Here is a 21,177-nt window from a genome sequence, read left to right as displayed (position 1 = left end):
CTCCCCTACGCGATCGGCGACCAGAGCTTGCCGCGCTTGGCCGCGATATCGAGCCAGACGGCAAGAATGATGATGACCCAGGTCACGATGAACTGGACGTAGAACTGCAGGCCCAGAAGCAGCAGGCCGTTCTGGATGAAACCAAGGATCAGAACACCGATCACCGTCTTGAAGATCGTGCCCGAGCCTCCGAGAAGAGACGCGCCGCCGAGGATGACCGCTGCGAGGACCTCGAGTTCGAGGCCCTGCCCCACCGTATTCTGGCTGCCCAGCGACCGGCTGGCCTGGATGAGCCCGGCAGTCGCGACGCAAAATGCGGAGATCAGGTAGCAATAGAAGACCGTGCGCGCGCGTGGAATGCCCGAGAAGGTCGCTGCCGTTCCGTTGCCGCCGACCGCATAGACCTTGCGTCCGAAAGGTGTCTTGGCCAGAACCATTCCCAGCACCGTCGCCAGCAACACGAAGATCAGGATCGGTATCGGAACGCCCAGCGCGTCACCCTGCCCGAACACGCCGAACCACGTGCCTTCCTTGTCGGCGATGTCCATGTTCTGCCCGCCGGAATAGGTCAGGGTGAGACCGTGGATGGCCGAAAGCATTCCCAGGGTCACGATCAAAGAGTTGAGCCTGAGATAGCCGACCAGAAAGCCGATGAATGCCCCGAGGCAGAGCGTCATGGCGAACATGGCCGGTATCGCCATGAAGGGTCCGATCTTGTCGTGCAGATCCAGAACGACGATGGTCGAGAACGACATCATCGAGCCGACCGACAGATCGAGGTTGCCGCCGATGACAACGAAGGTCACGCCAAGGGCGATCACACCGAGAATGGCCGACGAGCGGATCACGCTCAGCACATTGTCGGCAGATAGAAACTTTGGATTTGCGAAAGTGAACGCAATCATGAAAAGCACGAAGGCGATCAGGATGCCCTGACTTGCCAGCAGGCTGCCCATCCGGGCCTTGGTCAATGTCGCCATCTTCCCCTCCCTCGGGTTGTCGGCAAGACGTGGAGGCCGACACTCGTCGTGGTCTTTGACTGCGCTCAGACCAGCGTCATTCCCCCGTCGATCATGACGATCTGGCCGGTCATGTAGTCGCTGTCCTTCGATGCAAGGAACGTCGTCGTGCCGGTTATGTCCTCGGGTCGCGCCACGCGGCCCCGCAGGATCTCGGCGGAAAACTCCTCCATCGCCTGGCCGGGACGTTCGGCGGCGCCGATGTCCATAAGGTCCCGGTCGACCTGTTTCCACATCTCGGTCGCAACCACACCGGGCGCAAAACCCGTCACGGTAATATCGTGTTTCGCCAGATCCCGCGCGCCGGATTGCGTCAGCGAGACCACCGCCCACTTCGATGCGCAGTAGGGCGCGACGTTGTCAAAGCCCTGCCGACTGGCGATGCTGGCGGTATTTATGATCTTTCCGCCCTGCCCTTGCTGGATCATCTGGCGGGCAGATTCCTGCATCCCGATCATGCAGCCCAGACCATTCACGCCCATGATGAAGTTCCAGTTGTCCTCGGTCACGTCCATGAAGTTCATCGGCTTGTTGACGCCGGCATTGTTGAACGTCACGTCGAGCCGTCCGTGGGTCTCGACCGTATGGGCGATCATGGCCCGGACCTGGTCGCGGTCGGTGACATCCACCTGGGCCGAGGTCACATCGTCACCGTAGTCAGCGCGGTTTGCATCGGCCACGTCAGCGACCTTGTTCCCGTTGATGTCGGCAAAGCAGACCTTGGCGCCCTCATCGAGCAGCGCCTCTCCGATGGCGCGTCCGATACCCTGAGCGGCGCCCGTCACGATGCAGACGCGGTCGGTTACACGTCCCATGCCGCGTGTCCCCCTCAAACCTGTTGGTTCGTGAAAAACGCTCAGGGCGCGGACCTGGCCCGCGCCCCGGTTCGGCTTGGCTCAGAACACGGGCTTGGTAAAGTCGCCCATGTTGTCCTGAGTGATCTTCGGCGTGTCGAAGTAATTGAGGAACGGAACCTCTTCGCCGTTCAGCACGTCGATCGCGGTTTTCAGCGCGGCTTCGGCGTCATCGACCGGCGACTGGTAGATTGACCCCCAGTACTCGCCCGCGCCCATCGCCTCGTAGCCGACGGCGAAATTGGTCGCACCGACGAAGATGATGCCGTCGCGTCCGGCCGCCTTGGCGGCGTTCAGGGCTCCGACGCCCATGTTGTCGTCACCGGCGTAGACCCCGTCGATGTCGTCGTACTTGACGAGAAACGCCTCCATGACCTGCTGCGACTTTTCGCGGTTCCAGTCACCCGGCTGGGTGTCGACCACGGTCACGTTCGGGCAAACCTCCGGCAGACGATCTTCGAACCCCTTGGCGCGTTCGATGGCCGTCGTGTAGCCCGGTTGGCCGGTAATGTGGACAACCTGGGCCTCATCCTGAATGCCCATTTCGGTGAACTTGTCGCACATGATTTCCGCCGAGCGCGCACCTTGGGTGATGTTGTCGGGGCCCGAGAACGACTTGACGAAATCGAAGCCCTGCTCGGCCACGTTCGAATTGGTCACGATGACCGGAATATCGGCCTGGTGCGCCTTGCGGACGGCGGGGATCACGGCCTCGCCGTTTGTCGGCCAGATGATGATCGCATCGACTTCCTGCTGGATCAGGTCTTCCATCTGGGCGATCTGACGCGCCACGTCACCACCAGCGTCGAGAACGACGGTTTCCACGTCCGGGTTCTCATCTGCGGCAGCGATGAAGGCTTTCTCGTAGGTCGTCTGATAGCTGTCGACGCCGACATTGTTCTGGGTGATCCCGATCTTCATCGTTTCGGCGGATGCCATTCCCGTCAGGGCAAGCATCGCGGTCGTTGCGGCAAGCGTCGTACGAAGTGTCATTCCAGTCTCCTCCCGGAAATTTCGTGGTTCATCCATGTTCGTTGGCCACCTCCCCCGGCGGCCGCTTCATCGCCCGGTACGCCGGATGATTGCCCGACAACTTGCCCGTTTCGCATCATCCAAAATGCGCAAAAATGATCCGTTATGGATATTTTTCTATCCATTCTGGACAGATTCCCAAATATGCTTTGCGTCCCGGACTGATCACCATTGGAGACGTCAAAATGGCTGTTGAGAAATCTTCCAGATCGAACAGATCAGCCGCCCAGCAAGGGATTGATGCGCGAAGGGAGCCACGGGCGCAAATGAATGCGATGACGGGACATAGCCTATCTAGCCAGATCTCGCCGCAGGCGAAAACCGAGGCTTTGAATGTGCTGTCCTTTCTCGACGACTTCAGCGACGAGCTGGAAGGTCTGTTCGACCTGATCGCGCCCAATCCGCATCTGCGCATGGTGGTGCATTTGCTCAACGGGCACTTTTCCGGAAAGACGGTAACGCCGACCGCGCTGATCGGCGCCAGTCGTGTCCCGTACGCGACAGCCAACCGAAAATTAAAAGAGGTGATCGCGGCGGGTCTGATCGAGCAGCGGCCGCGGACCAAGACCGGCAAGAGTTTTTCCATGCATCCCAGCGAGCTGTTGCTGGAGCAGTGGATGCAAGTCTCGGGGCGCATTCGCCGCCTTGCTGAAATGCAGTTCGGTGGGCAACAAGATGATGAGACATCCAAGGATTACTATTTCGGCGGCAGCTACGCGGCGGCGCGATCCATTCCTCCGCTGAGCGTTCTGCAAGAACCGCTGAAGGTACCGGGCGGCGTCCGGGTGCTGGTCCACGGCGATCCGACGTTCATGGTCATGGATACGCTCAAGCGTCAGTTCGAGCAGGTCATCGGCTCTGAGATCAGCCAGCGCGCGTTTTCAATCGACCGCCTGCGCGAAGAAGCGCTGCGCAATGCCGAACGCAGCACGAGCCGCTATGACATCATCGCGGTCGATCTGCCCTGGATCGGGGAATTCGCGGAGAAAAATGTTCTGATGCCGCTCGACCAGGCGATGGACGTGACCCGGCTGGACCCGTCGGATTTCCACACGGCCGGCTGGCAGGCGGCACATTGGGGCGGCCGCGCCTACGGCGTGCCGGCACAGACGACGCCGGAGCTGCTGCTTTACCGTCGCGACCTCTTTGCCGACGCGGGGCTCGAACCGCCCGCGACGACCGACGATCTGCTCGAGGCCGCGCGCACCCTGCACAACCCGCGACGCGGGCTGCACGGCATCGCCTGGAATGCGGCGCGCGGCACCGCTCTGGGCCACACGGTTCTCATGACGATGGCGGATTTCGGACAGCCGGTCCTGGACATCCCCGAAATTGCAGGTGGCTTCGATACCCGGAATCTGGCCGCCGGCGGGTATCGGCCCACGATCGATACCGATGCGGGACGGCGCGCGGCGGAATTCCTGATCGAGCTTCTGCAGTTTTCGCCGGCCGATATCCTGTCGATGTCCTGGTACGAACGCATTCGCCCCTATGCCGAGGGCAGGATTGCCATGGCCTACGGCTACACGCTGCTTGCCCCGTACTTCGAGCTCGATGAAAGTTCGCCGGCCTATGGGCAGACGGGCTATCTTCCCCATCCCGCGGGCCCTGGTGCGAACCCCGTCGCGCCGGTCGGCGGGTATGTCATGGGCATCCCTGCAAATCTGCCGTCCGAGCGCGTGCCGGCCGCGGTGGAGGCGCTGACCGTTTTCACTTCGCCCGAGGCGCAGAAGCTCTACATCCAGAACGGCAGCCGCACCAACCCGCGCTACTCGGTCGCGTCGGACCCGGAGGTGCGCCGCGCCTCACCGATCTTCGAGGCCGTCGATGCCATGTCCTGGCGCGATGAGTTGCAGTTCTGGCCGCGCCCGCCGGTGCCGGAGATCGTCGATATCATCCGCATCTGCGGCGAAGAATTTCACGACATGCTGCGCGGGATCACCACCCCGCAACACGCGTTGCGTAAGGCCCAGGCCAGGGCCGATGCGCTGATGGGACCAAACGGGAAACCGTAGGATCGAGGAGGAGATGTCATGGACCCCAATCGCCTGAAAGGTAAGAACATCCTGATTACCGGTGCCGCACGCGGCATGGGTGCCGCCAATGCCGAAGCCTTCGCCGCGCAGGGCGCAAACGTCTGCCTGGCAGACCTCGACGGCGACGAGGCGCAAAGGGTTGCCGACAGGATCGACGGCGCCGGAGCCGGCAAGGCGGTTGCGATCAAGTGTGACGTGACCAAGCGCGCGGACAACGCCGCGGCCGTTGCCGCAACGGTCGAGGCCTTCGGGTCCATAAACGTCGGCCTCTTCAACGCCGGCCTCAACAAGCCCCGGTTCTTCATGGATATCGATGAAGACAACTGGGACATGATCATGAACGTGAACACCAAGGCGATGTGGCTGGGCATGCAGGAGACGGCCAGGCAGATGATCGCCCAAGGCCCGATGGAGGATCACCCCTACAAGCTGATCAACGTCGGATCGATCGCCTCGCGCAAACCTCTGGTGGACGTGACGGTCTATTGCACGTCGAAATACGGCTGCCTGGCGCTGACCGAATGTGGCGCGCTCGGGCTGGCCGAGCACAACATCACCGTCAACGGGTATGCACCCGGCGTGGTCGTCACGCCGCTCTGGGAACAACTGGACAAGGATCTGGTCGAGATCGGCTTCAAGGAGCGCGCGGGCCAGGCCTATGACGACATCGTCGAGAACAATCTGGTGATCAAGCGTGTGTCCTACCCCAAGGACATCATCGGGACCGCGTCATTCCTTGCCTCCGACGATAGCGATTACATGACCGGCCAGATGATCTCGGTCGATGGCGGCTGGGTCACCAAGTAACCGCATTTCCGATCTTTTTCACTCGATAGCGGGGGAGGACGCCCTTCCCGAAAGGAGCCGCCTATGTCACGCGCACTATTGCCGAACATGCTTACCCCGAAAGACCTCGAACCCAACTGGGAATGGCGCGACAAGCTGCCCGCATGGGGCCATACCTCGGTCGATTTCGAGCGCCGCATCGACCACGACCGTCTGCGTCGCTACCGCCTCGCACGGACACGCCAGTCGCTACAGAACTCGAACGCGGGCTCGCTTCTGCTCTTCGACGTCAACAACATCCGCTATGTCAGCGCCACCAAGATCGGCGAGTGGGAGCGGGACAAGATGTGCCGCTTCTGCCTGCTGACGGGCGATGACAGCCCGTACGTGTGGGATTTCGGCTCGGCAGCCGTCCACCACAAACGGTATTCCGACTGGCTCGAACCGGATCACTGCCTGGCCGGCGTAGTCGGCATGCGCGGCACCATCCCGCCCGACTTTGGCCTGATGAAGAAATACGCCAAGATGATCGCCGAGTTGATCAAGGACGCGGGCATGGCCGATATGCCGGTCGGCGTCGACTATGCCGAAACGGCGATGTTCCATGCCCTGCAAGAAGAGGGCATTCATGTCGTCGACGGTCAGCAGATCATGCTGGCGGCCCGCGAGATCAAGAACTGGGACGAAATCCAGCTGCTCACGCAGGCGGCGTCCATGGTCGATGGCGTCTACCACATGATCTACGAGGAGCTGAAACCCGGCGTCCGCGAGAGCGATATCGTCGCGCTTTCCAACAAGATGCTCTACGAGATGGGGTCAGACGACGTCGAGGCGATCAACGCAATTTCCGGCGAACGCTGCAATCCGCATCCGCACAACTTCACCGACAGGTTGATCCGGCCCGGCGATCAGGCGTTTTTCGATATCCTGCAAAGCTACCAGGGATACCGGACCTGCTATTACCGCACCTTCAACGTCGGGCGCGCGACACCCGCGCAGAACGACGCCTACGTGAAGGCCCGCGAATGGATCGACGCGTCCATCGCGATGATCCGACCCGGTGTGACCACCGACAAGGTGGCCGAGGTTTGGCCGACCGCGGAAAGCCTCGGTTTCCCGAACGAGGATGCGGCCTTTGGCCTGCAGTTCGGTCATGGGCTGGGTCTGGCGCTGCACGAGCGCCCGATCATCAGCCGCGCGATCAGCCTCGATCACCCGATGGAAATCCAGACCGGCATGGTCTTTGCGCTGGAAACCTACTGCCCCGCCGCCGACGGCTACTCCGCCGCCCGCATCGAGGAGGAGGTCGTGGTGACAGAGACAGGCTGCGAGGTGATCTCGCTTTTCCCCGCGGAAGACCTGCCCATCGCGAACCGGTACTAGGTCATGCCAAATCCGTTCGACCTGTCGGGGCGCAAGGCCCTGGTCACCGGTGGTGCCACGGGGATCGGCGAGGGAATTGCCTTTGCCCTTGCCGACGCCGGGGCCGACGTCGCCCTGACCTATCGTAGTCACGCGCCCGAAGACACGCTAGCGCGCATCGAGGCGGCGGGTCGTACAGGTGCGGCGGTCAAGGCCGATTTCGACGGCATGGACGAGGTCGCGGCGCGCGACGTCGTTGGCTTTGCGACAGACGTGCTCGGCGGGCTCGACATCCTCGTCAACAACGCTGGCATCATCCACCGCGAGAATTCGACGGACATGCCGTTCGAAGACTGGCGGCGCGTACTGTCAATCAACCTCGATACGGTCTGGCTCCTCAGCCAGGCGGCGGGACGCCAGATGGTCGAGCAGGGGTCCGGCAAGATCGTCATCGTTGCCTCGGTCCTGAGTTCGCAGGGCGGGCTTCGCGTCCCCGCTTACGCCTCCAGCAAACATGCGGTGCTCGGACTGACGCGCGCGCTCTGCAACGAATGGGCGCCGCGCGGCGTCAACGTGAACGCCATCGCGCCCGGGTACACGGCCACCGAAAACACGCAGGCACTCCGCGACGATCCCGAACGCTCGAAGGCGCTTCTGGAACGGATACCGGCGGGACGCTTCGCCGAACCTTCCGAGATCGGCGGCGCTGCCGTTTTCCTCGCCTCGGATGCGGCCTCTTACTGTCATGGAAGCGTGGTCACCGTGGACGGTGGCTGGTTGGCGAGATGAAGGAGACAGGATGACAGACGCACTCGACGGAAAGACCGCGCTTGTCACCGCTGGCGCAAACGGGATCGGTCGCGCCTCGGCAGAGGCTCTCGCGGCGCGGGGGGTATCCGTAATCGCGACGGATATCGATGAAGACGGACTTTCATCGCTGACGTCGGACAGGATCGCGACACGCCGGCTGGACGTGCTCGACGCCGACGCGGTCGGCGCGCTGGTCGCCGAGGTCGATGCGGTCGACGTACTGGTGAACTGCGCTGGCTGGGTTCATGACGGCACGATCCTCGAGTGTGACGAGGCGGCATGGGACCGGTCTTTCGACCTGAACGCAAAAGCCATGTTCCGGCTCATCAAAGCGGTGCTTCCAGGGATGCTGGACAAGCGCTCGGGATCCATCGTCAACATCTCCTCGATCGTTTCGAGCGAAAAGGGCGCGCCGCGCCGGTTCGCCTATGGCGCTTCCAAGGCTGCGATCATCGGCATGACGAAGTCGATTGCCGCCGATTTCGTTAAAGACGGGATACGTTGCAACGCGATCTGCCCCGGCACGGTGCAAAGCCCGTCGCTGGAAGACCGGCTGCGCGCCACCGGCGATTTCGAAGCCGCACTGGCCGCCTTCAAGGCGCGTCAGCCGATGGGCCGTCTCGGCACGCCCGAAGAAATCGCCGAGATGGTCTGCTACCTCGCAAGCGATCTGTCGGCCTTTACCACCGGACAGTCGTTTGCCGTGGACGGAGGCTGGTCGATCTGATGGGGCTGGACCGGGCGGCATCCATTGACGACCTGCGGGCGCGCGCGAAACGCCGTATCCCGAGGTTCGCCTTCGATCTTGTCGATGGCGGCGCCGAAGGCGAACGGAACATGCGCCGCAATATCGAGGCCTTCGAAGAGATCGCACTCGTGCCGCGTTACATGGTGGATGTCGCCGAGATCGACACCAAGGCGGAAATCTTCGGCCAGACGTACGATCAGCCATTCGGCCAGGCGCCCATCGGAATGCTCAATGCCTTCTGGCCCGATGCCGACCTGAAGCTGGCACGGCTCTGCAAGCGCGAGAACGTGCCCTATGTCGCCAGCTCCGCCGCTTCCACGACCCTCGAGCAACTGGCCGAGGCGGCTGACGGCAACGGATGGTTCCAGCTTTATGTCTCTGGCGACGACGCGGTGACCGAGGGTCTGATCGCGCGCGCCGAAGCAGCAGGCTATCAGGTGATGATGGTCACGGTGGATGTTCCGGCTGCCGGAAAACGCGACCGTGACATCCGAAACCAGTTGTCGGTGCCCTTCAAGTTCACACCCGGGGTTATGCTGCAACTTGCAGCCAATCCGGTCTGGTCGCTCACCAGCCTGCGCCATGGAAGACCCAATATCGCGAACTACGCCGATCTTCTGAAAAACGCGACGTCCTACGCCGACGTGCAGAAGACGCTGATCACTCCCGGCCTGACCTGGGTGCAGCTCAAGCGAATACGTGACCGCTGGAAAGGTAAGCTCGTCGTCAAAGGGATCTTGCATCCGGAAGACGCCGTGAGATGTGCGGAATTGGGGGCGGACGGCATCGTCGTGTCCAATCATGGAGGCCGACAGGTCGCCTTTGGCCCGGCGACCATTGAGGCGCTGCCCGACATTGCCGAGGCCCTGAGCGGCAAGCTGGAGATCATCCTCGACAGCGGCATTCGGCGGGGCGCCGATATCCTTCGCGCAAAAGCCCTGGGCGCCGGATTTGTCCTGGCGGGCCGGGCTCTGGCCTATGGCGTCGGCGCGGGCGGAGACGAGGGCGCGGAACGCGCGATGGACATCCTGAAGCTGGAACTTCTCCGCGCGCTCGGCCAGCTTGGTATCTCGTCTTATGCCGCGCTTGCGCAATCAGCCTTGCACGTCAAAGATGGCATGTCTCGGGAATAGCAACCACCTTTGGGACGTGCTGCAACAGTAACTTGTCTCGCCGAGGTGGCAAAGGGCAGCCAGGTGAGACGGGGGTTCCGAAAAGGCACGCGGCGCAGCACGGCCCAGAGCGCCAGGTTCAGCGCGGCCAAGACCACCGGAAGCGGAGCGACCCACGGAACTTCGGGGAAGCCGAACCGCTTGTCGAATTTTCGCGCGCAGACGAGCAGCGTCGCCCGCGCCACGGCGCCAACGCCAAGGATCACGCCTCAGAGCGCTTCGCTGGACCAGCGGATCGAGTTTATCCGCAAATCGTGTCCCGTTTATGCACCAGCCAGATCGCTCCGATGAAGCTGTAACCGACGGCCAGAAACACTGCCTTCAGCGCAGCGAACGCCAGCGCCGGCGGGAACCGCTCCAGCACCAAGATGTACCGACCCGGCATGAAGCCCTGAGCCAGAGCGGTCGTCAGCGAGCCGGCAAAAAATGCACGTTTCCAAAGTCGCTTGTGCTGTTCGCGCGCCTTGCACGAACCTCGAAGGCCACGCCGCGCAGGATCAGGTCGACAAGCTTGAAGAAGACCGGCAGATAGAGGGTCGACAGGATCAAGCCATGTGCAGTCGGAAAGGCCATAAGCAACAGCCCGACTGCGAGCACGGGCCAGATTTCATTGGCATCCCAGAACCGCCCTATCATACGGTCTTGCTCGCGCGGCTCGGCCAACGAGAAGTGGATACCGACGCCAAGACAGAAGCCATCCAGGACAACGTAGATCAGGATAGCCCCATGAGCGGTGCGAGCGACCATGGTAGGCAGCCGGTAAGGTCGGCGAAGTTCGGAAGGATTTCCGGCAGCATGCTGTTAATCCGCAGGGGCCTGTGCTTCGACCCCAGCCTTGCCCGAGAGGATGATGTCATCCGTTCCCGTGACGTGACCCTTTGCGGCCGCGCGGGCGAAATAGACGATGACCTCGTTGCAACCGTCATAGATGACCGTCGAGACGCCCGGCAGGCTCATGTCATCCCTTCACGATCAGCTCCGACGCTTCCCTGACCTTGCCGGGATCAAGCGCGTCGCGCCATGTGTCCTTGACGACCACCGACTTGGCGAACCGCATCAGGCGCAGCGCCGCGTCCGAGGGCACCTTGGGCGCAAAGCCGAACCACATGGCAATCTCGACGTTCAGATGGCCGATCATGAAATCGAAAGCTGCCTGCCGGTCGATGCCGTATTTCTCGGCGCATTCGTCCACCGCCTCGACCATGACGTCGATAAACGGCATGGCAACCATTTCGCTCAGGCCCGGCTCCAGGATGGCAAGCTGTTCCAATGTCACGCGGTGGGTGCGGATCACCGGCGACCACATGGCTTCGCAGATTTCCCGGCCGAGGTCGTAGTGTTCTTCTGGCCCCTGCATCAGGGCGCAGACGATGGCCTGTTCGGCGACGCCGCCGTGATAGTCGCGCCGTGCATCCCATTCGGTTTCGTCGTTATAAAGCGGCGGATGGCAGGGGTGGCCGATGAAATAGGTCACGTCTTCACGTTCGGGTAGCACGCCGGCATAGGGCGCGGCGGCATCTAGAATCAGAACCATGGCGCCGGGCCTCAGGCGCGGCACGAGATCGGTTGCGACCTTGCCGATGACGGAGTCAGGCAGCGCCAGGACAATGACGTCGGCCTCCGCTTTCCAGCTGTCACCCTCCGATACTGGTATGCTGGCTTCTCGAAGCCGAGCGCGGCCGTCTTCCCCAATCTCGATCGCGGTCAGGTCGTAGCCGGCATCGAAGATCTTCTTGGTGATCCTGAAGCCCATTTTTCCGCCGGCGCCAAGAATGGCGATCTTTTCGGTCATTTTCGGCTGTCTCCCGGTCGCAACGCAGTGGCGTTGATCATCTATTATACATATCATACCAGATGACATGCCGTCCTCTACGAATATCTTGCTTGGTTCCAGATGAGGTCAGGTCAGATCGGCGGCTGCACCGCAAATGCTTTACGGACTGAAGAAAATAGCCGATTGAAGGGAAGGCGGCGCAACGGGCGAAACGCCCGGTGTTTGGCGAAAGGACACAAGGCAGCCAGATGAACCGGCCGAATGAACGCAAGCCGATTCGCCGGCGCAAACTGGCCGACGAGGTGCGGGAGCGCATCCTAGAGAGCATCGACGAGCAGTCGCTGGCGCCGGGCGACACCCTGTCGTCGGAGCGCGAGATGATGGATTTGTACGGCGTCGGCCGTCCGGCGATCCGCGAGGCGATGCAGTCGCTGCAGGCCATGGGCCTGATTACCGTCCGTCATGGCGAACGTCCAAGGGTCGCTCAACCTACGCTGGAACCGGTGTTCGAGCAGCTTGCTTTGACCATGCATCACGTCTTGTCCTACTCCGAGGCGACCATGGCGCATCTGAAAGAAGTGCGTTTGGTGCTGGAGGCGCGCAATGCAAGGATCGCGGCGGTGCAGCGGACCGAAAGCGACCTCGCCGACCTTTCGGAGCTCATTGCAAGCGCAGCGCAAGCCTCTGACGACGTTCCTAGATTCCTCGATCTCGATGAACAGTTCCACGAACGCATCGCGATGGTAGGCGGCAATCCGATCCTTTCGGCCGCGTCGCGGTCGATCTTCCAGTGGCTGCGCCGATTTCACATCGACATGGTGCGTGTGCCCGGGCTCGAGCGCCTGACACTGCAGGAGCACGAAGCGCTCCTCCATGCCATAGAGAAAGGCGATCCCGACCTGGCGGAAAGCCGCATGGTCGATCACTTGAATCGCGCCAACGTCCTGTATCAAAAGGCCAATCTAACCTAGACTAGGATGTAGTTGCTTCTGAAACCGAAATTTCATTGAACTGGTATGATGACCATAACATACTAAAACAAGGTCGGTTCAAGGGAAGGCAGATGACGTCAACACAGCAGAGCACTGCCTCAAGTTCGGAGGCGCGCGGCGAAACCCTGCGTCTCGGAACGGTGACATATGCGCCCTTGCCGAACGGCCTGCGCAGCATTCGGTGTTCCGGCGTTGAAGCTGTCCGAAGCCTGGAATTCCTCGTCCGGGACAGCTCCTGGGCCACGACTCCGCTTCGCACCAGGCCCCATGGTTTCAGCACACAAACCAACCTCCACACTTTCGGGTTTGACTTCTCCGCACTCGACGGCTCGATCGACGGGACGGTGCGTTTCGAGGTTGGCACTGGCGGGCTGACAGCCCGGTTCGAGGGCCATGTGCTTAGCGACGTTGAGTTGAACCGCATCGGGTTCGTGCTTCTGTCACCGCTTGTTGACGTCGTGGGCAAGCCCCTTCGGATCACACACAGCGATGGGCAAACCGAAACCACCGAATTCCCGCAGGCGGTCATGCCCTCGCAACCTGCGACAGATATCGTCGTGATGGAGCACAGCGTCGGCCCGGTCGAGCTTCGTATCGAGTTTTCCGGCGACCTCTTCGAGATGGAGGACCAGCGGAACTGGACCGACGCCTCTTTCAAGACCTACTCGCGGCCGCTCTCGCTCGGATTTCCCTATCGTATCGCGGCGGGCGAGACAATCCGGCAGAGCGTGACGCTGGCCGTCCGGGAAAGCGGATCGTCAACCGCGACCAAGCCGGAGCCCGCGGCCCGACCGGTAACTTTGCCCGAAATCGGACTGGTCGCCGAAAATGGCTGGGACGATCCTGACGACACGGCCGCCGCGATTACTGCGATTGCCCCTGCGCATGTGATCTGGCGCAGTCCGGAGCCCCAAGACGGCGTCCCGGACCATCTGGTGGGTGCGACGCCACTCGATCTCGAGATCGTTCTGCCAGAGGGGACCGAACCCGGAGACGTCTCCAAATTCGCCGTAGCCTTGTCCGATCGGGGAATTCGGCCCCGCAGGGTTTTCGCCCTGCCAGAGCCGTACCTGAAAAGCTACCAGCCGGACGGAGACTGGCCGCTCGGCACCACGCCCGAGGAAGCGGCCGACTGGGCCCGGACCGCCTTTCCGGAGGCGGAGATCGGAGCCGGCATGCTGACCAACTTCACCGAATTGAACAGGTGCCCGCCCCGAAGTGACCAAGTCGACTTTGTCTCTCATTCGACGACTGCAATCGTCCATGCCGCCGACGATGTCTCGGTCATGGAAACACTCGAGGCCCTGCCGCAGGTTTTTGCCAGTGCGCGGACGATCGCGGACGGATTGCCGCTCTGCCTGGGGCTGGTCTCGATCGGAATGCGCACGAACCCCTACGGCGCGGGGACCGTTGCCAATCCCGGCGGCGAAAAGATCGCCATGGCGATGGACGACCCACGCCAATGGACTCGCTTCGGCGCAGCCTTCGCGCTTGGCGCCTATGCGGCGGCGGCAGAGGCGGGCGTGGCCTCCCTCTCGCTTGCCTCTGTTGCGGGTCCCTTCGGTGTGACGCGGATCGCGGACGGTAAACGCGAATACAGTCCGCTCTGTCACCTTCTGGGTTTCCTTTCGAAGCACGGCGGCAAAGCGGGCGAAGTGATCGGAGCCTTGCCCCACGGCATCGTCGGAGTTTCGCTCGAAGGCGGAGCGGTTTTCGCCAATTGCGGACTGTCGCCCGCGAATCTCCAGACTGCGGACAAAGGGCGGTTCTGGCATTTCGACGCGAATGCAGAAGCTCGAACCCGCGGGACTCCGAACTGGCGCGTGGCGCTTTCACCCAAGGACAGCGGCATGGTCCAACTTCAGCCCTTTGATCTCGTGTTTCAGGAATTGGAGGACGGGGCGTGACAAAATTCCGGGGGGCCCTGATCGGCTGCGGCTTTTTTGCCGAGAACCACCTGAATGCCTGGGCCGGACTCGAGGGTGCGGACCTCGTCGCGGTCTGCGATCTGGACAGCGGGCGCGCCAAAGCCGCCGCTGAAAAATTCGGCGTGCCCGAGTGGTTCACCGACGCCGAGGCCATGCTGAAAGCCGTTTCGCCCAATTTCGTCGACATCGCCACCGCGCCGCCGACGCATCTGGCGGTCACGCAAGCTGCCGTCTCGCCCGGTCGCGTCGTGATCTGTCAGAAACCCATGGCCGAAACCCAGGCCGATGCCCGCGCGATGGTAAATGCGGCCGAGGACGCCGGCGCATCGCTCATCATCCACGAAAATTTTCGCTGGCAGCGCGGGTTTATCGAGATGAAGAGCCTCTTGGACCAAGGCGCAATCGGGAACCCGCATTTCGCTCATATCCGGTTTCGCCACGGCTTTGACGTGTATGCAAATCAACCCTATCTGGCGCAGGTTCCCAGGCTCGCGTTGATGGACGTCGGTGTGCATGTCTATGACGTCGCGCGCTTTCTTCTGGGTGATGTGACAAGTGTGGACTGCGCGACCCAGCGACTGAACCCGGATGTAAAGGGCGAGGATGCATTCTCTTCGCTGCTGCGCCATGACAACGGGGCGGTTTCGCTGGTCGATGTGAGTTTCTACTCTGTCGAAACCCCCGATCCCTTTCCCGAAACATTCGCGCGGATCGAAGGACCCGAAGGGACCCTCGAACTGCAAAAGGGATATCGCCTGGCGCTGACCCGCCGCGACGGGAACCGCGAGATCGATGTTGAACCGGAGGTGCCCCACTGGGGTGAGAAGCCCTGGCATGCGGTTCAGGACAGCGTCATCAATTTCCAACGCCACGTGGTCGACGTGCTGGCAGAACGCGCCGCGCCGCAACCATCGGGGGCGGATAATCTCAAGACGCTTGATCTTGCGCTTGCCTCTTATGCCTCGGCGGCGGCAGGCACTCCGGTTTCCCTGGCCGGCTATGAGGAGGCCCATCGATGAGCGAACGCTTCGAGGCCGACTACCTGATCGAAACCGCGTGGCCGCTCGAGGACGCCGCCGCCTCGATGGCGGGCGAGCAATCTTCGGGCACCTTCGTATCTGTGCCAGGTGAGACACCTGAGCTTCGGGCGCGCTCGGGAGCACGGGTGGAACGCATCGAGGAATTGGGCGAAGTCGACACACCCTCACTCTCGGGGGCATCGCGACCCGAGGGCCGTGCGATCCGAACGGCTCTCGTGACGCTGTCCTGGCCCGTCGCGAACATCGGGCCATCGCTGCCGAACCTCATCGCGACGGTTGCGGGCAATCTTTTCGAGCTCGCCGCTTTCTCGGGGCTTCGCCTGATGGACCTCCGGCTCTCGGAGAGTTTCGCGCAGGCCTATCCCGGTCCCCGGTTCGGGATCGCGGGTACGCGGCGTCTCTCGGGCGTCGAAGAGGGTCCGCTCATCGGGACAATCATCAAGCCCAGCGTCGGGATGTCCGCCGAAGATACTGCCGGGATGGTCGATCAGCTCGTGCGGGCGGGAATCGACTTCATCAAGGACGACGAACTGCAGTCGGATGGTCCCAACTGCCCTTTCGACGACCGGGTGCGCGCAGTCATGGAGGTCATCAACGACCACGCCGAACGGACCGGCAGAAAGGTCATGTTCGCCTTCAATCTTACCGGCGAGATCGACCAGATGCGCCGTCGGCACGATCTCGTGCGCGATCTCGGCGGGAGTTGCGTCATGGTCAGCCTCAATTCGGTTGGCATGTCGGGCTTTCTCGGACTGTCGCGCAATTCCGAACTTCCGATCCACGCACACCGCAACGGCTGGGGCGTTCTGTCGCGTCATCCCTCGCTGGGGTGGGCCTATGCCGCTTGGGCCAAGCTCTGGCGATTGGCTGGCGCGGATCACATGCATGTCAACGGCCTCGCCAACAAGTTTTGCGAGGCCGACGAGAGCGTGATTGCTTCGGCCCGCGACTGTCTGACGCCGATGTTCGCCGAAAAGCCCTGCATCGCTGTGCCGGTTTTTTCGTCCGGTCAGACCGCTCGGCAGGCTCCGGACACCTATGCGGCTCTTGGATCGACAGACCTGATCCATGCGGCGGGCGGCGGGATCATGGCACATCCCGACGGGCCCGCGGCCGGCGTCGCTGCATTTCGAGAGGCCTGGGGCGCGGCCATGGCTGGCGAGACACTTGCCGACAGGGCAAGGCGCTCGCCAGAGCTCGCCCGCGCCCTTGGCGGTGTGTCGAAATGACCGGGACCAGGCCGCTTGTTGCCTGGTATGGCGACGACTTCACCGGTTCAGCTGTCGTGGCCGAGATCCTGGACGGCTATGGGATCGAGGCGGTGCTATTTGTAGGCTTCCCGGATGCCGCACTCCGCGCACGTTTCGCCGACGCCCAAGCCATCGGCATCGCGGGAAGCGCGCGGTCGCAATCGCCTGCCTGGATGGATCGGGAATTGCCACCGATCTTCGAGTGGCTGAAAGATCAGGATCCCGAGCTCATCCAGTACAAGGTGTGCTCGACCATGGATTCCGCCCCAGACATCGGCTCGATCGGGCGCGCCATCGAGATCGGGTCGAAGATGACTGGCCGAGCGCTGACGCCTGTTATGTTCGCCGCGCCTGCTTTTCGTCGGTACCAGGCCTTCGGTCATCTCTTCGCTTCGGACGCCGACGGCATGGCCCGGATCGACCGGCATGGCACGATGTCGCGGCATCCCTCGACGCCCATCGACGATTCCGATACGCGGGTTCACCTTTCACGTCAGACCGATCTGGGCGTCGGGCTTGTCACGCTCGAAGATCTGGCGACGGAGGCACCGGAAGACTCCTTTCGCCGGGAAGCGCGCAGCGCACGGCCAGTCGTTTCGGTTGACGTGATCGACGCGACCACCGAAAAGCGCGCCGCCGCCGCAATCTGGGGCCTCCGGGACGAGATCGGGATCGCCGTGGCCAGCCAGGGCCTGTCCGCCGGGCTTGCCGCGCACTGGACCGATCTTGGTCTATGCACCGGACGCACGCGCGGTTCACTCGGGCCAACCGGGCGTCCCATCGCCGTGGTCTCGGGGTCGCAATCGCCGCGAAGCGCCGATCAGATCGCGTGGGGCGAGGCGCATGGTTTCGCCACCGTCGCCTTCGACTCGCCTCAAACGGCTGCCGGGACGGAAGAGCAGGTGATCGCCGAGGCGGTGGCGGCCGCGAGCGCCTATATCGCGGCAGGCCGCGACGTGATCGTTCATGCAGCGCGCGGCCCCGATGACCCGCGTATCGACCGGTTCCGGCAAGCCGCGGATCGGGCACACCGGCCCATGCCGGAAGCCCGGATCGCACTTGCGGCGGCGATAGGACAGGTCCTGGCGCGGCTGACGCAGGCGCACGGACTGTCCCGCGTCGCCATCGCGGGGGGAGACACTTCGAGCCACGCCGCGACAGCGCTCGGGATCGCGGCGCTGACCCCGCTCGCGGCCATTGCGGGCGGGGCCGCGCTTCACACCGGGCATTTCGCAGACCCCGATCAACTGCCGATCGAGATCATGCTAAAAGGCGGCCAGATGGGCCCGGTCGATGTTTTCGGGCGACTGCGCGAGGGAACCTGAAGGTGATCCGGGCCGGTTGTGCAAATTCGCTCCGGTTGGGCTGGCGGAGGGAATGACTCGCTCCGCAATTCGGCTGTTTTGGCGTTTCGGATCGAGTCTAGACGCCACGAAAATCCCTGAAATCTTGAGAAAAGTGTCCGACCCCATGCCGATGGGGGCCGCTCCGTCCCGAACGTTCCGACCCCGCTTCTAAGGCTTGCGCCAATTCACGCCTTTTCCGTCTGTTTCGAACATAGCCTCCGAGCACGCAACCTACCGACTTGAATAGTTTTTCTTCTCACGCATTCGTTCTTTTGCGACCGAAGTGAGTTGCGCAAAAGGAGACGAAAATGAGCGAAGTATGTGTGAATAGAAAAAACTGGCGGCCCGCTGGAAGATCAGCCACCGAACACTTGAGCGCTGGCGTTGGGCCCAGGAAGGTCCGCGATACCTCAAGATCGGCGGCCGGGTGGCCTACAGGTTGTCGGATGTCGAGGCATTCGAACGTGAGGTTCAAAGCTTTCCAGACAAGCTACCGATCGAAGACTGACGCGACTGGCTCGACGCTTGCGTGAAGAGACCTCGCAGAGATACATAATTCAGTTGAAGCACGCCAGATCGGTCGAGGTTTCACCGACTGCGTGACCAGGTTTGTCGTCTGCCAAGCTATCATGGTGGAGTAAACCGACAAGCCATCGCCACCCTACCACCACGCGGGCATCCTGCTGTCGATAGGTAGTATGGCCGCTAATTGAAAGGTGCAGCAATGCATGCGGAAGATCCTGGAAAGCTAGTCGCGGGTAACCGCTACCTGCATCGAGATGCGGTCGCCCGTCTGGAGCAAGCCTTGCGGTCAGAAATCTGGGAGGCTGAAGCGATAGCGAATTCATCGCACTGGAACGTCGTCAAGCTTAACACGATTGGACTAAAGCGAATTTCGCTCCTAACCTACGAGGATTTTGAACGGCCGTTTCCGGCCTTGCTTGAGAGCATCACCGTAAATCTAGAGAACCAGACTGCGGTTCGGCGTTCTTACCGTGCACGCGTCAACCCACCAGTACTTCATCGCAAAGAACTTCTCCTGCCAGCTGATCACCCAAGGCTCGAGGAGTTTAGCGAACTGACGATGGGCCTCGAACGCATAGGGCTTCTCAGAGAGACGAGTTCCATTGGGACAAGGCGTGCATGGGACGAACGTATGCGGGAAGCGGGAGTCAAAATTGTTGGGCATACAATTGAGCTGCTTGACGAGCCCCTTTCAAAGCCAGATGCCACCATCCAGCGACATCTCGCGGCCATCCGGAGAGACGGACTATCGTCACCAATTCAATCACTGATCCGTTATGGCTTAATCAATGAAGAGACCACCGTATTCGATTACGGGTGCGGATTTGGATCGGATATCGAAGGGCTTCAGGCGGCTGGCATTTCGGCCGCCGGGTGGGATCCATACTACGCTCCGGATCAGCCATGCGAGCCAGCTAATGTCGTAAACCTCGGCTTTGTTCTGAATGTGATCGAGACCCCCGCTGAGCGGCAGGATGTCCTGCGTTCGGCCTTTGCCCTCGCGCAACGCTGCCTTGCGGTCTCCGTCATCACCTCTAGCCGGGCGCGAACAGAGACGTGCCGACCCTATGGTGACGGGCACGTCACACGCCGCGGTACGTTTCAGAAATTCTATCGCCCGGTCGAACTCAAGGAATTTATTGAATCCACGCTTGGCAGAGAGGCATTTCCGGCAGGACCAGGTCTCTTCTTCATTTTTGCAGATCCGTTGTCCGAGCAATCCTACCTGCTGTCTCGACAAACTCGCCGGTCCGTCCCGGCCGTGAGCGCCGCCGCACGGCGAAAGGAGGCGCGAGAAGCGGCCTTCGAGGCCCTCCGACCCGACCTCGAAGCCATTGCGGCAGTAGCGACAGAACTTGGAAGGTGGCCAGCGGTGGTCGAACTTCCGCAAGAAATACTTAACCGGCTCGCGGCGGCAAATACCTCAGCCGCGAAGGCAATCAGTTTGGCGAGCAGCCTGTCCGACCCCGAGGTTCTCGACGAAGTAGCCCAGCAGAGGCAGGAAGATATCGCTGTCTATTTAGCGCTCAATCAATTCAATCGGCGCAAGAATTACAGGGACTTGCCAGAGCGTCTCCAAAGGGATGTTCGCGCGCTGTTCCAAAATTTCACCATGGCGCAAGCGACAGCGCGAGATTTGCTTTTCTCTCTCGCTGACTCTGAGCGTCTCTGCGCCGCGGCCGAGGCTACCGCCAGCGAAGGTCTGGGTTATTTGGACGAAGAACATAACTACTGGGTTAGCACCGAACTGACACCGCGACTCCCCGCAGTGCTGCGTTGTTTTGCAGGCTGTGCTGAGAAGTACGCCGGTGGCTTCGACGAGATGCAACTTATAAAATTTCATCTTCGAACCGGCAAGTTGACAGGTTTCCGCTATGCAGACTTTGAGCTGTCCCCTCTTCCGCGTCTAGAGGTTCGAACCAAGGTCGATCTGAGGCGGCAGCGAATTTCGGACTTCGACCACCACGGTGAGGATCAGCGCCTGCTATTGAAGTCTCGTTTCATGGCAACTGATCAAACTGGGTTTAAGCGTCAGAAAAGGTTCGATGCGCAAGCGAGTGAAATCGGGTTGGATGGGCTCGGGATCCGCGCCACCGGAGCGGAGATAGCGTTGGCCGCCGAAACTGCGGGTCTTGTTCTCAACGGGTGGAGTTGGGCGCCTGTTGCTTTCCGATAGCAAGGGCACTTTAAGTAAAAGGCTGATGAGGCTGGATTATAAGCATGAGGTGTTGCTATACTAAATCGCACCTGCGCCTGAATGGATCCGACAGATACCCCAGATATCCACAGAATATTCTTGGCTGGTTTGGCAATAAAACAATAAAGGAAAATTGTTCTATTTCGATCTTGTGACTCGACAATTGAGCGCTGCCGTCCTTTGAAAGCGTCTGTTGATCAGACCCGGCCAAAGCCAACCCTATCCGCCGAATACTCAGCTAGGCTCCAGACTCATTGATTTTCAGAGCCAGAATATGACTGCGGCGGCGAGCGCGATGGCTGATAG

The 21,177-nt window shown here is 61.6% G+C and carries 19 protein-coding genes; 12 read left to right on the top strand and 7 right to left on the bottom strand.

The genetic code is table 11. From position 1 onward, the window contains the following. Positions 1-5: 5 nt before the first annotated feature. The 3 genes from R5H30_RS18220 to R5H30_RS18210 form a co-directional block, all read right to left on the bottom strand. Positions 6-980, bottom strand: coding sequence for an ABC transporter permease (locus R5H30_RS18220; RefSeq protein ID WP_318330030.1), 975 nt, complete (start codon positions 978-980; stop codon positions 6-8). Positions 981-1,045: 65 nt separating this feature from the next. After that, the gene (locus tag R5H30_RS18215; protein WP_318330028.1) at positions 1,046-1,834 is read right to left on the bottom strand and encodes an SDR family NAD(P)-dependent oxidoreductase; all 789 of its coding nucleotides are present in this window, start codon (positions 1,832-1,834) and stop codon (positions 1,046-1,048) included. Positions 1,835-1,915: 81 nt separating this feature from the next. Further along, positions 1,916-2,866 carry a sugar ABC transporter substrate-binding protein gene (locus R5H30_RS18210; protein WP_318330027.1) on the bottom strand — a complete coding sequence of 317 codons (951 nt, stop codon included), beginning with the start codon at positions 2,864-2,866 and terminating at the stop codon, positions 1,916-1,918. 305 nt (positions 2,867-3,171) lie between these two features. Here R5H30_RS18210 and R5H30_RS18205 point away from each other — a divergent pair, with 305 nt between their 5' ends. The 6 genes from R5H30_RS18205 (at position 3,172) to R5H30_RS18180 (ending at position 9,780) form a co-directional block, all read left to right on the top strand. Next, on the top strand, positions 3,172-4,920 hold the full coding sequence (locus tag R5H30_RS18205; protein ID WP_318330026.1) for an ABC transporter substrate-binding protein: 1,749 nt from the start codon (positions 3,172-3,174) through the stop codon (positions 4,918-4,920). Positions 4,921-4,938: 18 nt separating this feature from the next. Beyond that, positions 4,939-5,748 (top strand): SDR family NAD(P)-dependent oxidoreductase, encoded by an 810-nt coding sequence (locus R5H30_RS18200; protein WP_318330025.1) that lies wholly within the window; start codon positions 4,939-4,941, stop codon positions 5,746-5,748. Between the two features lie 63 nt (positions 5,749-5,811). Further along, positions 5,812-7,110 (top strand): M24 family metallopeptidase, encoded by a 1,299-nt coding sequence (locus tag R5H30_RS18195; RefSeq protein WP_318330024.1) that lies wholly within the window; start codon positions 5,812-5,814, stop codon positions 7,108-7,110. Positions 7,111-7,113: 3 nt separating this feature from the next. Then, positions 7,114-7,878, top strand: coding sequence for an SDR family oxidoreductase (locus R5H30_RS18190; RefSeq protein ID WP_318330023.1), 765 nt, complete (start codon positions 7,114-7,116; stop codon positions 7,876-7,878). Positions 7,879-7,888: 10 nt separating this feature from the next. Continuing rightward, positions 7,889-8,626 (top strand): SDR family oxidoreductase, encoded by a 738-nt coding sequence (locus R5H30_RS18185; RefSeq protein ID WP_318330022.1) that lies wholly within the window; start codon positions 7,889-7,891, stop codon positions 8,624-8,626. After that, the gene (locus R5H30_RS18180) at positions 8,626-9,780 is read left to right on the top strand and encodes an alpha-hydroxy acid oxidase (protein WP_318330021.1); all 1,155 of its coding nucleotides are present in this window, start codon (positions 8,626-8,628) and stop codon (positions 9,778-9,780) included. The genes R5H30_RS18185 and R5H30_RS18180 overlap by 1 nt, the downstream gene beginning before the upstream one ends. Before the next feature lie 280 nt (positions 9,781-10,060). On the opposite strand, the gene R5H30_RS18175 is transcribed toward R5H30_RS18180, so the two are convergent. From R5H30_RS18175 to R5H30_RS18160, 4 genes are read right to left on the bottom strand one after another with little or no spacing between them, the layout of a single operon-like run. Then, complete coding sequence (locus tag R5H30_RS18175) at positions 10,061-10,204, bottom strand: hypothetical protein (protein ID WP_318330020.1); 144 nt, start codon at positions 10,202-10,204, stop codon at positions 10,061-10,063. 23 nt (positions 10,205-10,227) lie between these two features. Continuing rightward, a complete protein-coding gene (locus R5H30_RS18170; protein WP_318330019.1) occupies positions 10,228-10,566 on the bottom strand; it encodes a cytochrome d ubiquinol oxidase subunit II in 339 nt (112 codons plus the stop codon). 54 nt (positions 10,567-10,620) lie between these two features. Then, positions 10,621-10,776, bottom strand: coding sequence for a hypothetical protein (locus tag R5H30_RS18165; RefSeq protein ID WP_318330018.1), 156 nt, complete (start codon positions 10,774-10,776; stop codon positions 10,621-10,623). Between the two features lies 1 nt (position 10,777). Then, on the bottom strand, positions 10,778-11,611 hold the full coding sequence (locus tag R5H30_RS18160; RefSeq protein ID WP_318330017.1) for a phosphogluconate dehydrogenase C-terminal domain-containing protein: 834 nt from the start codon (positions 11,609-11,611) through the stop codon (positions 10,778-10,780). A gap of 200 nt (positions 11,612-11,811) precedes the next feature. Here R5H30_RS18160 and nanR point away from each other — a divergent pair, with 200 nt between their 5' ends. The 6 genes from nanR to R5H30_RS18130 all read left to right on the top strand — a co-directional run bounded on the left by nanR (position 11,812) and on the right by R5H30_RS18130 (position 20,850). Then, complete coding sequence (nanR, locus tag R5H30_RS18155) at positions 11,812-12,564, top strand: transcriptional regulator NanR (RefSeq protein ID WP_318330016.1); 753 nt, start codon at positions 11,812-11,814, stop codon at positions 12,562-12,564. A 35-nt stretch (positions 12,565-12,599) separates the two neighbouring features. Then, a complete protein-coding gene (locus R5H30_RS18150; protein WP_318330015.1) occupies positions 12,600-14,492 on the top strand; it encodes a D-apionate lactonase family protein in 1,893 nt (630 codons plus the stop codon). Next, positions 14,489-15,532 (top strand): Gfo/Idh/MocA family protein, encoded by a 1,044-nt coding sequence (locus tag R5H30_RS18145; protein ID WP_318330014.1) that lies wholly within the window; start codon positions 14,489-14,491, stop codon positions 15,530-15,532. The genes R5H30_RS18150 and R5H30_RS18145 overlap by 4 nt, the downstream gene beginning before the upstream one ends. Next, positions 15,529-16,782 carry a ribulose-bisphosphate carboxylase large subunit family protein gene (locus R5H30_RS18140; RefSeq protein WP_318330013.1) on the top strand — a complete coding sequence of 418 codons (1,254 nt, stop codon included), beginning with the start codon at positions 15,529-15,531 and terminating at the stop codon, positions 16,780-16,782. The genes R5H30_RS18145 and R5H30_RS18140 overlap by 4 nt, the downstream gene beginning before the upstream one ends. Beyond that, complete coding sequence (locus R5H30_RS18135) at positions 16,779-18,128, top strand: four-carbon acid sugar kinase family protein (protein WP_318330011.1); 1,350 nt, start codon at positions 16,779-16,781, stop codon at positions 18,126-18,128. Before R5H30_RS18140 ends, R5H30_RS18135 begins: the two co-directional genes overlap by 4 nt. Before the next feature lie 745 nt (positions 18,129-18,873). After that, on the top strand, positions 18,874-20,850 hold the full coding sequence (locus tag R5H30_RS18130) for a DNA phosphorothioation-associated putative methyltransferase (RefSeq protein WP_318330010.1): 1,977 nt from the start codon (positions 18,874-18,876) through the stop codon (positions 20,848-20,850). The last annotated feature ends 327 nt before the right edge of the window (positions 20,851-21,177 follow it).

The organism is Roseobacter sp. FCG-D35 (assembly GCF_033436665.1).
Classification (GTDB): Bacteria; Pseudomonadota; Alphaproteobacteria; order Rhodobacterales; family Rhodobacteraceae; genus JAWQFO01.
The sequence above is the reverse complement of the archived record's forward strand: the minus strand, read 5'-3'. Positions and strand labels throughout refer to the sequence as shown.

Excerpts from the sequence above, each read along its gene's own strand:
- R5H30_RS18220 (WP_318330030.1), bottom strand. The coding sequence starts at position 980 with ATGGCGACATTGACCAAGGCCCGGATGGGCAGCCTGCTGGCAAGTCAG.
- R5H30_RS18215 (WP_318330028.1), bottom strand. The coding sequence starts at position 1,834 with ATGGGACGTGTAACCGACCGCGTCTGCATCGTGACGGGCGCCGCTCAG.
- R5H30_RS18210 (WP_318330027.1), bottom strand. The coding sequence starts at position 2,866 with ATGACACTTCGTACGACGCTTGCCGCAACGACCGCGATGCTTGCCCTG.
- R5H30_RS18205 (WP_318330026.1), top strand. The coding sequence starts at position 3,172 with ATGAATGCGATGACGGGACATAGCCTATCTAGCCAGATCTCGCCGCAG.
- R5H30_RS18200 (WP_318330025.1), top strand. The coding sequence starts at position 4,939 with ATGGACCCCAATCGCCTGAAAGGTAAGAACATCCTGATTACCGGTGCC.
- R5H30_RS18195 (WP_318330024.1), top strand. The coding sequence starts at position 5,812 with ATGTCACGCGCACTATTGCCGAACATGCTTACCCCGAAAGACCTCGAA.
- R5H30_RS18190 (WP_318330023.1), top strand. The coding sequence starts at position 7,114 with ATGCCAAATCCGTTCGACCTGTCGGGGCGCAAGGCCCTGGTCACCGGT.
- R5H30_RS18185 (WP_318330022.1), top strand. The coding sequence starts at position 7,889 with ATGACAGACGCACTCGACGGAAAGACCGCGCTTGTCACCGCTGGCGCA.
- R5H30_RS18180 (WP_318330021.1), top strand. The coding sequence starts at position 8,626 with ATGGGGCTGGACCGGGCGGCATCCATTGACGACCTGCGGGCGCGCGCG.
- R5H30_RS18175 (WP_318330020.1), bottom strand. The coding sequence starts at position 10,204 with ATGCCGGGTCGGTACATCTTGGTGCTGGAGCGGTTCCCGCCGGCGCTG.
- R5H30_RS18170 (WP_318330019.1), bottom strand. The coding sequence starts at position 10,566 with ATGGTCGCTCGCACCGCTCATGGGGCTATCCTGATCTACGTTGTCCTG.
- R5H30_RS18165 (WP_318330018.1), bottom strand. The coding sequence starts at position 10,776 with ATGAGCCTGCCGGGCGTCTCGACGGTCATCTATGACGGTTGCAACGAG.
- R5H30_RS18160 (WP_318330017.1), bottom strand. The coding sequence starts at position 11,611 with ATGACCGAAAAGATCGCCATTCTTGGCGCCGGCGGAAAAATGGGCTTC.
- R5H30_RS18140 (WP_318330013.1), top strand. The coding sequence starts at position 15,529 with ATGAGCGAACGCTTCGAGGCCGACTACCTGATCGAAACCGCGTGGCCG.
- R5H30_RS18135 (WP_318330011.1), top strand. The coding sequence starts at position 16,779 with ATGACCGGGACCAGGCCGCTTGTTGCCTGGTATGGCGACGACTTCACC.
- R5H30_RS18130 (WP_318330010.1), top strand. The coding sequence starts at position 18,874 with ATGCATGCGGAAGATCCTGGAAAGCTAGTCGCGGGTAACCGCTACCTG.